Annotated in this window: 14 protein-coding genes; 7 read left to right on the top strand and 7 right to left on the bottom strand. The window is 40.5% G+C overall.

Going from position 1 to position 12,429, the window contains the following annotated elements:
- Positions 1-51: 51 nt before the first annotated feature.
- On the top strand, positions 52-705 hold the full coding sequence (gene phoU, locus I6G50_RS01040; protein WP_003134981.1) for a phosphate signaling complex protein PhoU: 654 nt from the start codon (positions 52-54) through the stop codon (positions 703-705).
- Between the two features lie 34 nt (positions 706-739).
- On the opposite strand, the gene serS is transcribed toward phoU, so the two are convergent.
- Positions 740-2,011 carry a serine--tRNA ligase gene (gene serS, locus I6G50_RS01045; RefSeq protein ID WP_081164991.1) on the bottom strand — a complete coding sequence of 424 codons (1,272 nt, stop codon included), beginning with the start codon at positions 2,009-2,011 and terminating at the stop codon, positions 740-742.
- A 345-nt stretch (positions 2,012-2,356) separates the two neighbouring features.
- On the opposite strand from serS, the gene I6G50_RS01050 reads away from it, so the two are divergent.
- Complete coding sequence (locus I6G50_RS01050) at positions 2,357-3,040, top strand: YitT family protein (protein ID WP_003134978.1); 684 nt, start codon at positions 2,357-2,359, stop codon at positions 3,038-3,040.
- 81 nt (positions 3,041-3,121) lie between these two features.
- On the opposite strand, the gene I6G50_RS01055 is transcribed toward I6G50_RS01050, so the two are convergent.
- The 5 genes from I6G50_RS01055 to I6G50_RS01075 form a co-directional block, all read right to left on the bottom strand.
- Positions 3,122-3,502 carry a DUF956 family protein gene (locus tag I6G50_RS01055; RefSeq protein ID WP_003134977.1) on the bottom strand — a complete coding sequence of 127 codons (381 nt, stop codon included), beginning with the start codon at positions 3,500-3,502 and terminating at the stop codon, positions 3,122-3,124.
- A gap of 105 nt (positions 3,503-3,607) precedes the next feature.
- Complete coding sequence (locus I6G50_RS01060; RefSeq protein ID WP_081164986.1) at positions 3,608-4,705, bottom strand: PTS system mannose/fructose/sorbose family transporter subunit IID; 1,098 nt, start codon at positions 4,703-4,705, stop codon at positions 3,608-3,610.
- A gap of 22 nt (positions 4,706-4,727) precedes the next feature.
- Positions 4,728-5,531 (bottom strand): mannose/fructose/sorbose family PTS transporter subunit IIC, encoded by an 804-nt coding sequence (locus tag I6G50_RS01065; RefSeq protein WP_003134975.1) that lies wholly within the window; start codon positions 5,529-5,531, stop codon positions 4,728-4,730.
- Positions 5,532-5,561: 30 nt separating this feature from the next.
- The gene (locus I6G50_RS01070) at positions 5,562-6,551 is read right to left on the bottom strand and encodes a mannose/fructose/sorbose PTS transporter subunit IIB (RefSeq protein ID WP_003134973.1); all 990 of its coding nucleotides are present in this window, start codon (positions 6,549-6,551) and stop codon (positions 5,562-5,564) included.
- A 250-nt stretch (positions 6,552-6,801) separates the two neighbouring features.
- The gene (locus I6G50_RS01075) at positions 6,802-7,005 is read right to left on the bottom strand and encodes a ferredoxin (RefSeq protein WP_003134971.1); all 204 of its coding nucleotides are present in this window, start codon (positions 7,003-7,005) and stop codon (positions 6,802-6,804) included.
- 45 nt (positions 7,006-7,050) lie between these two features.
- Between I6G50_RS01075 and I6G50_RS01080 the strand changes: the two genes are divergently transcribed.
- The 3 genes from I6G50_RS01080 (at position 7,051) to I6G50_RS01090 (ending at position 9,487) form a co-directional block, all read left to right on the top strand.
- On the top strand, positions 7,051-7,560 hold the full coding sequence (locus I6G50_RS01080; protein ID WP_197908904.1) for an SAG1386/EF1546 family surface-associated protein: 510 nt from the start codon (positions 7,051-7,053) through the stop codon (positions 7,558-7,560).
- Between the two features lie 28 nt (positions 7,561-7,588).
- Positions 7,589-8,251, top strand: coding sequence for a (d)CMP kinase (gene cmk / locus I6G50_RS01085; protein WP_003134967.1), 663 nt, complete (start codon positions 7,589-7,591; stop codon positions 8,249-8,251).
- 195 nt (positions 8,252-8,446) lie between these two features.
- A complete protein-coding gene (locus tag I6G50_RS01090) occupies positions 8,447-9,487 on the top strand; it encodes a VanZ family protein (protein ID WP_197908905.1) in 1,041 nt (346 codons plus the stop codon).
- Between the two features lie 60 nt (positions 9,488-9,547).
- Here the strand turns inward: I6G50_RS01090 and I6G50_RS01095 are convergent, their stop codons facing one another.
- Complete coding sequence (locus I6G50_RS01095; RefSeq protein WP_197908906.1) at positions 9,548-9,817, bottom strand: bacteriocin immunity protein; 270 nt, start codon at positions 9,815-9,817, stop codon at positions 9,548-9,550.
- Positions 9,818-9,876: 59 nt separating this feature from the next.
- On the opposite strand from I6G50_RS01095, the gene msrA reads away from it, so the two are divergent.
- Positions 9,877-10,419 carry a peptide-methionine (S)-S-oxide reductase MsrA gene (gene msrA / locus I6G50_RS01100; protein WP_197908907.1) on the top strand — a complete coding sequence of 181 codons (543 nt, stop codon included), beginning with the start codon at positions 9,877-9,879 and terminating at the stop codon, positions 10,417-10,419.
- Positions 10,420-10,550: 131 nt separating this feature from the next.
- Positions 10,551-11,918 carry an LCP family protein gene (locus I6G50_RS01105; RefSeq protein WP_197908908.1) on the top strand — a complete coding sequence of 456 codons (1,368 nt, stop codon included), beginning with the start codon at positions 10,551-10,553 and terminating at the stop codon, positions 11,916-11,918.
- Positions 11,919-12,429: the final 511 nt, after the last annotated feature.

The following is a 12,429-nucleotide window of genomic DNA, read 5'->3' on the forward strand; positions in this document are numbered from 1 at the left end:
GGTATGATGTAAAGAGCAGTATTGCTCTGAGCTTAGTTAAGAGGAGAAAAAATGTTACGTACACAATTTGAAGAAGAACTTAATAAACTTCACAATCAGTTTTATTCAATGGGAACGCAAGTTTCTGCCCAATTGAATAAAGCAGTTCGTGCCTTTGTAAGTCATGATCGTGAATTGGCAGAAGATGTCATTACAAGCGATGAAATGATTAACCAACTGGAAACAAAATTAGAAACAAAATCTTTAGAAATGATTGCTTTGCAACAACCTGTATCTGGTGACTTGCGTACGATTATTACCGTACTTAAAGCTTCAAGCGACTTGGAACGTATGGGTGACCATGTCACTTCAATCGCAAAAGCAGCAATCAATCTAAAAGGTGAAGAGCGTATCCATGAAGTCGAAGAAGACATCTCACTTTTGGGAGAAAAAGTAAAATCAGTCGTTGACGCTTCATTGAATGCTTATATTCAAGGCAATGATAAACGTGCGCGTGAAATTGCGGACCAATATCAAACTGTGAAGAACATGAGTGGCGAAATCCAAGAAAAAATCTTGGAAGCCATGAAAGAAAATACAGAGACAATTACGACAGGTAAAGATTACTTGATGACCCTTGTTTTCTTAGAGCGTATTACAGGCTATGCTGTGAACCTCTGTGAGTGGATTGTTTACTTGAAATCAGGAAATATTGTTGAGTTGTAATATAAAAAAACTTGCTTCTGCAAGTTTTTTTTGTTTATTTAATAACTTCTAAACCACCCATATATGGACGAAGTACTTCAGGGACAGTGACTGAACCATCTTCATTTTGATAGTTTTCGAGGATAGCAGCAACGGTGCGACCAACTGCAAGACCAGAGCCATTCAAAGTATGGAGAAGGTTTACCTTGCCGTCTTCGTCACGGTAACGGATTTGGGCACGGCGTGCTTGGAAATCTTCACAGTTAGAACAGCTTGAGATTTCACGGTATGTGTTTTGGGCAGGAATCCAAACTTCTAAGTCATAAGTCTTAGCAGCTGAGAAGCCCATATCTCCAGTTGAAAGTGCGATGACACGGTAGGCCAAACCTAATTTTTGAAGGATATTTTCCGCATTGACAACCATTTTTTCAAGTTCATTATATGATTCTTCAGGACGTGCAAATTTTACCATTTCTACCTTGTGGAACTGGTGAAGACGAATCAAACCACGTGTATCACGACCCGCAGAACCAGCCTCTGAACGGAAAGATGGAGACATTGCTGTGAAGTACACTGGAAGTTCAGCATTATCCAAGATTTCACCACGATAGTAGTTGGTTAAAGGCACTTCAGCTGTTGGGATGAGGACGAAGCCACGGTCATCATTTACTTCAAAAGTATCTTCTTTAAATTTAGGATATTGACCTGTTCCGAACATAGAGTCTTGATTGACCATATAAGGTGTGATCATTTCAGTGTAGCCTTCTTTAGCGTGTTCATCCAACATAAAGTTATAGAGAGCACGTTCTAAGCGCGCACCAGCTCCTTTGTAGAAGAGGAAACGTGAGCCAGTAACTTTACCACCACGTTCCCAATCAAGGATACCAAGTGACTCTCCTAAGTCCCAGTGAGGTTTAGGTTCAAAGTTAAATTCAGGAGTTTGGCCGTTGCGACGAATTTCAACATTGTCGTCTTCATCAGCACCTACAGGTACATCATCGTGAGGCAAGTTTGGCAAAGTTGTTGTGTATGCTGTAAGTTTTTCTTCAATCTCAGCAAGCTCAGCATCAATAACTTTGATGTCAGCAGAAACTTGTTTCATGGCTGCTATCTTTTCAGTAGCATCACCTTTTTCACGTTTTACAGTGGCTATTTCATCAGAAACGGCATTACGTTCTTTTTTCAAGTTTTCAGATTTTACAATCAACTCACGACGGCGAACGTCAAGATCATGAAGTTCTTGTAGTGTTTCCTTTTTGACACCACGCGTTTCAAGTTTTGCGGCTACTCCGTCAAAGTCTGCACGGATTTTTTTGATATCAAGCATAAATTTCTCCTTTAAATATAAAATAAAAAGCCCTAATTCTCTATAGAAAAGAATTAGGGCGCTCTAAGCACGGTTCCACCTAAATTTCCTATCATCTGGATAGGACTTTAGCTCCCTTATCGCGAGAAACACGTTCTTGCTTTCGCAAGAGAAAATAAATCAAGAAGCAGAATGTTTGGAGTTTCTTTACTTGCTTTCAGCAACCGCAAGCTCTCTAGAAAAGATAGGCTCAAAACTAACTTCTAGTGTCATTCTATCAGAATTTTTAAAACTTTGCAAGCAATTCACAGAAATTGTTAGTGGTTTCAAAAGTCAAATGTTATTATAGAATAAAGGAGGTTTTTTATGTCAATCATTGGTGTAAAGATAGATAAACAGTTTATAAAGGACTTGATTGTTCTCATAATAGGAGTAGGGTTATACATTTTATCGGTGAGACTTTTTGTTATTCCGAACTACTTAGCCAGTAATGGTATCGCTGGATTTTCCGTGTTCATTGATTTTGTATTCGGGATAAACCCAGCCTTAACTTTCTTTGTGGTGAATGTTCCTTTGTTTCTCTTCGGTTGGAAGCTTTTGAGTCGACGCGAGTTACTTCTTAGCCTACCTGGAGCAGCAGCCATGAGTTTATGGATGTTGGTCTATGAAGCGATGGGAATCAATGGTTTTCAGTTTAACCAGATTATCTTTGCGGGGATTTCTGATGGTGTTTTATCAGGTATAGGAGCAGGACTGGTGGTCTTATCTGAAGGTACCTTTGGTGGCTCGATACTCCTCAGTCGTATCATGGAAGACCGTTGGGAGTTTACCATTGACCGTGTGCTGTTTGGCATAGATATTGTAGTTATGGGATTATCCTTGGCAACCTATCTCGCCTTTCCAAACTTCGCAGTGACATTATTATCTTGCTTTATTTTTAGTAAGGTTACACGTTTTATAGGGCGTAAGGATTATCGCGATACAGTTTTAGATAAGATTTATTTCAACATCTTCCGACGTGAAAGAAGTCAAAAAACTAAAATAGATTAGAAACCAGAAGATCATGGTGCTTTCAGCAGTATGTTTTTTTTCTGCTAAAAAGTAAAAAAACGTCTCAAGTGAGACATTTTTCTATTTCTTTTTACGGCGGAATAGGCCAAGGAATTTATCAAAGAAGCCTTTTTGACGGACGACTTTTTCATTTCCGATATACTGACGGATGTATTTCAAGACAGTTCCAGACTCTTTGGAAGCGAAACGAACTTTCTGCTCATTACGAAAGACAATGATAAACTGGCGTCCGATTTTTACTTTTCCATTTTTTGAAACAGAAACATCACCTTCCACACGTTTAATAGAGGCCCACGGAAATTGCATGTTTTTCTCCACATTAGTATCATTGAAAAACTCAAACGCTCGGTCTCCCACCATAATTTTACCGTATTCAGCAAAGCCAAGATAGGCGATACCTGCAGTGGTAAAGTCAACTTTAGTATTAAGTGATTGTGCCAAATTAATGCTCCTAACGATAATATGATATCTTTATTATATCAAAAATAATCTTAATAAAAAATCGCCGCGAGTACACGGCGATTTTGTTCTTGTTTTAAAATCTTATTAAGCAAGACCTGCAACGTGAAGTACGATACCAAGAACGAACATACCAATGATGATGAACAATGGTGCGTTTTTGTTTTTCCATTTACGCAAGATCCAAAGAACAAGGAAAGTCAAGAGCAATGCGATAAATCCAGGAATTAATGAATTGAACACGTCTTGAAGTGATTGTGTTTGTTCTGGGCTCAAGCCAAGACCTGATGATACTTGACCTAAGATGTTGTGCAATGTAGAACCGTCAACAGTGTTAAGTTGATCAACAGTTACGTAATGTGCGAAACCGCCTTGACCAGCAACACCGTTACCAACTACGTTACCAGCTTGGTCTAACCATTGGTATTGAGCAACACCGTCAGGAGTAGTACCTGTTTGGGCACCTTGAACAACGACTTTACCTGCTTTATCCAACCATTCACCAACGTATGCACCATCAGCCAAAGGTTTAGATGGGAGCATAGCGTTAGGACCAGTGAAGCTGATGTTAACCCAACGTTGGATCAATACACCAAGGATGAACATACCAAGAATAGATGCACCTTTAGTGATTTGTTGAAGCATACCTCCACCGAGGTCGCTTGTGATTGCAGTACCTTGTTTGTAACCAAACTCTTGTGTATACCACAAGAAAGCGATACGGATTGCATTCCAAACAACGAAGAAGAAGATTGGAGCAATGATAGAACCACCAGTTGCAAGTGAAGCAGCGATGGCACCAACGATAGGACGTACTGTGAACCAGAAGACAGGGTCACCGATACCAGCAAGAGGACCCATCATACCAACTTTAACACCTTGAATAGCTGCTTCGTCGATTTCGACACCGTTAGCGATTTCTTCTTCAAGGGCCAATGTAACACCGACGATAGGTGCGGCTACATATGGGTGAGTATTGAAGAACTCCATGTGGCGTTTCAAAGCTTCTTTAGCTTCTTCAGAACCTGGTTTGTAGAATTGTTTCAATGCAGGAATGATTGAATAGAGGAAACCAAGGTTTTGCATACGTTCGTAGTTCCATGAACCTTGGAGGAACATTGAACGGAACATAACGCTCAAGCGAGTGTTTTTAGAAAGGCTAAACTTTTTATTTGTATTTTCCATTTTTATAAAATCTCCTTTCTAATTAATAATCATTGAGAATATCGCCGATTGGGTCACCACTTGAAGAAGCAGTTCCACCGTTACCAGCAGTATTAGAAAGATTGAGGTAGATAAGAGCGATAACAACACCAAGGATACCCATACCAATCAAAGTGATTGAAGAAAGTGGTGCGAGTACAAATCCGAGGAAGAAGAATGGCCATAGCTCTTTAGTTGCCATAAGGTTGATAACCATCGCATAACCGACAACAACAACCATACCACCACCAACTGCAAGACCTTTAGAAACCCAATCAGGAATTGAGTTCAAAGCAGCAGTTACTGTTTCAGCAGGGATAGCAAGGATGATTGCAGCAGGGATAGCGATACGCAAACCTTGAAGAAGGAGTGCGAACATGTGCCATCCAGCAACACCAGAGTAAGAACCTTTTTCAGCAGCAGCATCAGCTAAGTGAACGATACCAACTGAGAGGAAACGAACCAAAGTAGTAAGTACGAGACCAGCAGTTGCCAACAAGATAGCGGCAGGTACGATAACACCAGTGATGTGTGTCAAGTCGAAGTTACCACCTTGAACCATCAAGATAGCAGAAGCGACAGAAGCAAGTGCAGCGTCAGGTGCGACAGCGGCACCAACGTTAGCCCAACCGAGGGCGATCATTTGCAATGAACCACCCAAGATGATCCCTGCAGCCATGTGACCAGTAGCGATACCGATCAATGAGCAGGCGATAATTGGTTGGTGAAATTGCCATTGGTCCAAGATACCTTCAAGTCCAGCTAAGAACGCGAAGATAAGAACTAAAATGATTGAAATAATACTCATTTTATAAATTTCTCCTAATAATATTTAATTTTACTTAACGTCCGCTTTGTTAATCAAAGCAAACAAGTCAGATTTAGAATCGTTAGGGACTTTACGAACGTCAAATTGAACGCCGAGATCACGTAACTTTTCAAAAGCGGCAACATCATCTTTATTTACAGACAATACTGAGTTGAGCATTGTTTTACCTGTACTGTGAGACATAGAGCCCACGTTAAGGGTAGTTACTGGAACTCCGCCTTCGATAGCAGCAAGTGCATCTTGAGGAGTTTCAAACAATAGAAGTGCTTTAGTTTCACCAAAACGTGGATCTTTAGCAACTTCGATCATTTTACTGATAGGGACAACGTTAGCTTTAACGCCTGAAGGTGCAGCTTGCGTGATAAGTGTTTTACGCATCTCATCTTTGGCAACAGCATCAGAAACAACGATAATACGGTTTGCTTTTGAGTCTGGAGTCCAAGCAGTTGCAACTTGACCGTGAAGAAGGCGTGAGTCGATACGTGCAAGATTGATTTTAATCTTACCATCTCCGACAACAGTACCTTCTGGGATAGCAGCAGCAGTTACACCAGCTTCAGCTGGAGCAGCGCTTTCTTCAACAGGATTAAGCTCTTCTGGCAATGCTTTGATACCAGCTTTAGCTTCCTTGATAATGTTTGCGGCAACTTTTTCAACACCTGCAGATGCATCCATCATGCGTTCTGTGTAGGCTTGAATAAGCATTGGCAAGTTGAGGCCTGTGATGATAGCTACCTTGCGTTCTGGGTATGCACCCATAACTGCGCTTGCTTGGTTAAATGGAGAACCGCTCCACAAGTCAGCAAGGACAAGGACTTCATCTTCAGCATCAAATGTTGCGATAGCGGCTTCGATTTTAGCACGTAAGTCGTCTGGTCCTTCGTTAGGCATGAAAGTGACAGATTGTACTTTCTCTTGCTCACCGAAGATCATTGAACCAGATTGCTTAATGCCTGCAGCGAATTCACCGTGGCTCGCAATAACAATTCCGATACTCAATTGAGTAACCTCCTTTAAGTTTTTATATAATATAATTATTACTGTCTTAGTATACTACAAATTGTAAACATTTGCAAAGATTTATGAAACTGGTTTCATAAATCTGTTTTTTTAATACAAATGGACAAATAAAAACAACTTGTACATAAGAAACAAGCCGTCTATATAATGAAAAACTCTATATTAAAATCACGAAATAGTTAGATAAAGAAGTAATTTTATGGTAAAATGAATATTAGAGTTTAAGATTTTAAGGATTAGTAATCTTTATCGCAGCCGTTGGACAAGCCTTGGCTGCACTTATTATTTTGTCATCATAAACATATTCTTCTTCGAGTTTGTCGGAATTATTTAATTTTACGATACCATTATCATGGTAATCAAAGACATCTGGAGCGTGTAAATAACACAGGCCGCAGGCAATACAGTTTTCTGGAATTACGTTTACTTTCATACAACGATGATAATATAAAAATAAAAAAAAGGAAAGGAAAAAGATGTGGCAGAAAAAGAACCTTGGGATAAAGAAATTTATGAAGCCATGCGTGAGGATTCAGAGATGAGCCGTAAAAATGGAAAAGGGAAGAATAAGCATGGCAGTAAGAAATCCGTAACCTCACGTGCTTTGACCTTTACCGTGGTTACGATGTTTTTATTAGTGGGTTTTATGATTGCTTTTATTCTTTGGAATAACCAGACACAACACAGTGGTGGTTTTGCGCAAGAAGAATCTGAGAAAAAAGTAGAACAAACTACTGAGCAGCAGACCCAACAAACAACAACAGAGACTCAGACAACTGAAAGTACAACTTCTGCAGCACCGGCAGAATCCTCTTCATCAGAAGAAGGTGGGAGTTATACGATTGTTGCTGGCGATGATCCTAGTAAGATTGCAGCGAAAACCGGTGTCGCTTGGTCGGTTATTGCAAGTCTCAATAATATTTCCGAAACAGGTTATAATGCAGATGGCTCCCCAATATCACCGGGGCAAGTCCTAAAATTAAAATAAGAACGAAACATTTATATAGGAAAGAAACATGATAAAGTTACAAATTGCTGTTGATGGTCCCGCCTCAAGTGGAAAGTCAACTGTCGCTAAAATCGTCGCTCAAAATCTGGGTATTATTTACCTTGATACAGGAGCTATGTACCGTGCTGCCACATTAGTGGCCCTCCAAAATAAAACAGAGGACCCACAAAAAATTATCGACGTGATTAAGAAAAAACCAATTTTCTTTAAAAACACTGCTGACGGTCAGCTTGTATTTTTAGGAACAGAGGATATCACTAAGATTATTCGTACAAATGAAGTAACTAATAATGTTTCAAAAATCTCTGCACTTGGTGCTGTACGCGAATTTTTAGTGGCAGAGCAGCAGCGGATAGCGGATGAAGGTGGCATTATCATGGACGGTCGTGATATAGGTACGGTTGTCCTTCCTCATGCAGATTTGAAAATTTTCCTCGTAGCGTCTGTGGATGAACGTGCAGAACGTCGTTATAAAGAAAACTTAGAGAAAAACATTCCTACTGATTTGGAAGAACTCAAGGTGGAGATTGCAGAGCGTGATCGTAAAGACAGCACGCGTGCTGTATCGCCCTTAAAGCAAGCAGACGATGCAATCTTATTGGATAGCACAGGCAAAACGATTGCCGAAGTCGCAAGTTTTATCGAAGAAAAGGCGCGTGAACTCTTGTAGTTTTTAGGTATTGAAAGTTTGCGAAGTAGAATTACTTCGCTTTTTTTTATCGCTTTATCCTCGGCAGATAGCCTCTCTTTACCTGCCGTAGTATCCAAATACTCTATCATCAAACTATTTGTCAAATCATCACACGATACCCTTGTGCAATTTTTGCTATAATAAAAATAAAATAATTCTACGAAAAGGATACTTATGTTGACTTATCTCCATGCTATTCAGATTGGTGTGTTGCTTTTTTTCATTTTCTTTCTGATTAGCCTTATACCTTATATGATTGTTCAATACCGAAAATACGGCCTTGTCCATCCGTGGCGTTTTTTCGTCAGTTTTTCTTTTGTGCTTTATATTGTTTGTGCCTATGCAATGACTATCTTTCCCCTACCAGATGTAGCGCAGGTAGCCCAGATGACGGGGCCTAAGCAAAATCTTGTACCTTTTGAATTTGTACGCCAATTTATAGCTTATAACCCTTTTGTTTTAAGTGACAAAAGTACCTGGCTGGCGGCTTTGAAGTCACCAAGCTTTATCCAGCCTTTTTTTAACTTGCTTTTGACACTTCCCTTTGGAATTTATTTGCGGTATCTCTTTAAGAAAAATTTTTCGCAAACTTTGATCTGGAGCTTTTTGTTAACACTGTCTTTTGAACTCTTGCAACGTTCAGCTCTTTTTGGCCTCTATCCCCGTCCTTATCGACTTTTTGATGTGGATGACTTAATGATTAATACAGTGGGAAGCCTGATCGGCTTTGGGATAGCTTGTCTCCTTGTTAAGATTTTGCCTGACCTTGATGCGCAACAACCTGTTCCTGCACAGATCGGCATGACTCGACGCACGATTGCTTTTGGTGTCGACTTTATTTTGGCTCAGATTTTAGCTATCTTTTTGCCAGAATTTTATATGTCTTTACTTGTCATCTTCATATTAATTCCTCTCCTTTTTGGAGTAACTTTGGGACAAAAGCTTCTTAAAATAAAAATCGAAGCCAGCCGTATGAGGATAGTGATGCGACAGCTGCTCTTCTTTGTTAATTTTGGAATTTGGGGTCTTTTAGGTTATTTCTTACAGCGCTCCAGCTATATCCCTGCGGATGAGCTTGCACAGAATTACTTGATGATTATCCTTTCCCTCATCCTTTTACTCCTGCCGACCTTTGACTTTATCTTTGCAGGCTTGTCTCGTACACGGAAGTTATGGTATGAACGACTGACTCGAACAGAACTACAAGCAAAATAAAAAAGACCACGGTCTTTTTTTTATTAGGAAACTTCAGACTTTGATACAGGCCGACAGTTTTTACAGCCCATGCCCCACACCTGGTCCAAATAAGCTTGAACTTGATATTTTATTATAAAACTCTGTAACCATGGGGGTTAAAGTATAACGTATGGCAAGTGGGCGCAACTGAACTTCTAGCTTGGAGAGTTCGTTTGCAAGATTTCCTCCAGCTTCAATCCGGTTTTTGGTTTCTAAGATTAAAGTGCGTTCCCACTCTCTGATATGTTTAGTTAAAACTAAATTATACATTTCATTTAAAACTTCCATTTTATCTAGTGGTTTTTTCATAGTTCAATTATAGCATGTAAACCCTTTCGCTGTGCTATAATGTGCTTGGAGGGTAGAATATGAGTACAGAAATAGCAATTTTTGCAGGCGGCTGTTTTTGGTGCATGGTTGAACCTTTTGAAACTCGTCCCGGAATCATCTCAGTGACGAGTGGCTATACAGGAGGTCATGTGGACGATCCGACTTATGATCAAGTATCCGGCAAATATACAGGACATACTGAAGCTGTGGAAATACTCTTTGATAATAAAGTTATCTCTTACAGTGAGTTGGTTGAGCTTTACTGGAGCTTGATTGATCCGACAGACGAAGCGGGGCAATTTTATGATCGAGGAAGCAACTATCGTCCTGCCATCTATGTCGAAAATGAAGCACAACGTCAAGTAGCTGAAAAGAGTAAAGCAGAGTTAGCACAGTCTGGGATTTGGAAAAAACCTATCGTCGTCCCTATCGAAGATGCTCAGCCTTTTTGGCCTGCCGAAGATTATCACCAACAATTTTACAAAAAGAATCCTCAGAGATATAAACAAATGCACAAAGCGCGTGAGCAGTTCCTAAAGATAAAACGTTTGAAAAACAAGTTTTTAGGAGGAAGACGCTAACTGCGTGGCTTTATACCGACTTGAGTCCTCAAAATCGTCGTGCCTTAGGCTGGCGATTTTTATATTTTAGCGGAATTACTTTCTACAAGAGCGTTTAGTAAAAGTAAAATTCATGATATAATAGAAAAATAATGAAAGATAATAAACAAAAACGCTTTGACTATCTTAAAGCAAACAAGGCTTATTTAAGTAAACGTGAAAAACAAGAATATTATGAATTACTAGAAGAAATCGAAGGCTACCAAGCTATGGAGGAAGAGTATGCTGCAGATTTGGAAGAGGAGCGTGCAGCAGCAGAAGGCTCTTCTTATGAGCGAAGAAGCAGATCAGACCGTTCTTCTATTCCAAAAACAGGCGTGGCTTTTTCAAGTCTAGGAAGAAGGAAAAAAGCAGAGCGAGATAGAACTGCTGACGATGAGGAGATGGAAGAACGAGTAGAAAAAAAACCTAAGAAAAAGAAAAGCTGGTTTAAGCGTATTCTCTTTATCATCCTCGCCATTCTCTTAATCATGGTTGGTTTCTTCATCTATGGTTATCAGCGTGGTGCTAGTCGTGAGGGGGGCGCTATTAAGGCAGAGGCATTTAACGGTGTAGCAAACTCAGACGGCTCAGTGAATATCCTCCTCCTCGGTGCCGACCAACGTCCAGGACAAAGTTCGGGTGTCGCTCACTCCGACAGTATCATGGTTTTAAATGTGGGGCGAAGTGGAAAGATGCAGCTTGTCAGCTTTATGCGTGATACCTTGGTCAACATTCCAGGTGTAGGTGACGCCAGTCAAGGGCCAAACATGAAGATTAACGCAGCCTTTACGATTGGTGAGCAGAACGAGAACCAAGGTGTGGAGTTAGTTCGTCAGACCTTGCAACAAAACTTCGGCATTAACTGTAAGTACTATGCCGTCGTTGACTTCTCCAGCTTTGCGACAGTGATTGATTCGATGTTCCCAGCGGGCGTCGAGATTGATGCCAAGTTCTCAACCATCAACGGACAAAAGTTTGATGAAGTTCCTGTACCCGATGATTTAGCAGAAACAGAAGGCATGGCTTCTAATGACAAGCAACTCAGCGCAGAAGAAGCTGCCGCTCTCGGCTATCCTGACGGTGGTGGTATCTTTATGATGATCAAGCAAGGCAAACAACGTATGAATGGTCGTACGCTCTTGAACTATGCTCGCTTCCGACATGATGATCAAGGAGACTTTGGACGTGTTCAACGTCAGCAGCAAGTCCTTGAAACTTTAACCTCAAAAATGAAGAATCCTTTGACTCTCTTTACAGGTTCAAGTGCCATGGGTACCGCGCGTGCAGTTACGATGACAAACGTACCGAACACCTTCCTGCTAACAAAAGCCCTACCCGCAATGTTTGGTGGTATGGAAAACACAACGATTCCATCGGATAATGACTGGCAAGATGGCTACGACATGTATGGGGGTTCAGGTATCTTAATCGATCTGAACAAATACAGTGCCAAAGCGCAAGAAATTTTAGGAAATTAAAAGAAAAAATAAAACGTACAGCCCTCAGGCTGGCGTTTTTTTCTTGGAAAAAATGAGAAGCGAAAACTTTCTTTGGATGGACTTGGCTAAAGAGTTTAGAAAAGTAGGGCCAGAGATTATTTCCTCGCCTACAAGAGACCGATCTTTTTCAAGGAGAATATGAAATATGATGTTTACCAACAATAAAATATACAAAAGAGAAATATAAGAAATATATAGAAATCATTTCGTCATCAAAAAGATAAATGTTAAAATATTATGAGAGAGATTCTTAGTTTATTTTAAAAGACTTGACGAGGTGAAGGTGATGACTTATAATCGGCCAGCACAGCACAGCACAGCACAGCACAGCACAGCACAGCACAGCACAGCACAGCACAGCACAGCACAGCACAGCACAGCACAGCACAGCACAGCACAGCACAGCACAGCACAGCACAGCACAGCACAGCACAGCACAGCACAGCACAAGCGGTAGACACCCGCCTCTTTTTACTTGCACCCAAACGCT

The sequence above is a fragment of the Lactococcus garvieae genome (assembly GCF_016027715.1).
Lineage (GTDB): Bacteria > Bacillota > Bacilli > Lactobacillales > Streptococcaceae > Lactococcus > Lactococcus garvieae_A.

Bases quoted from the DNA above. Each gene is read 5' to 3' on its own strand.
- phoU (WP_003134981.1), top strand. From the start codon at position 52: ATGTTACGTACACAATTTGAAGAAGAACTTAATAAACTTCACAATCAG.
- serS (WP_081164991.1), bottom strand. From the start codon at position 2,011: ATGCTTGATATCAAAAAAATCCGTGCAGACTTTGACGGAGTAGCCGCA.
- I6G50_RS01050 (WP_003134978.1), top strand. From the start codon at position 2,357: ATGTCAATCATTGGTGTAAAGATAGATAAACAGTTTATAAAGGACTTG.
- I6G50_RS01060 (WP_081164986.1), bottom strand. From the start codon at position 4,705: ATGGAAAATACAAATAAAAAGTTTAGCCTTTCTAAAAACACTCGCTTG.
- I6G50_RS01065 (WP_003134975.1), bottom strand. From the start codon at position 5,531: ATGAGTATTATTTCAATCATTTTAGTTCTTATCTTCGCGTTCTTAGCT.
- I6G50_RS01075 (WP_003134971.1), bottom strand. From the start codon at position 7,005: ATGAAAGTAAACGTAATTCCAGAAAACTGTATTGCCTGCGGCCTGTGT.
- cmk (WP_003134967.1), top strand. From the start codon at position 7,589: ATGATAAAGTTACAAATTGCTGTTGATGGTCCCGCCTCAAGTGGAAAG.
- I6G50_RS01090 (WP_197908905.1), top strand. From the start codon at position 8,447: ATGTTGACTTATCTCCATGCTATTCAGATTGGTGTGTTGCTTTTTTTC.
- I6G50_RS01095 (WP_197908906.1), bottom strand. From the start codon at position 9,817: ATGAAAAAACCACTAGATAAAATGGAAGTTTTAAATGAAATGTATAAT.
- msrA (WP_197908907.1), top strand. From the start codon at position 9,877: ATGAGTACAGAAATAGCAATTTTTGCAGGCGGCTGTTTTTGGTGCATG.
- I6G50_RS01105 (WP_197908908.1), top strand. From the start codon at position 10,551: ATGAAAGATAATAAACAAAAACGCTTTGACTATCTTAAAGCAAACAAG.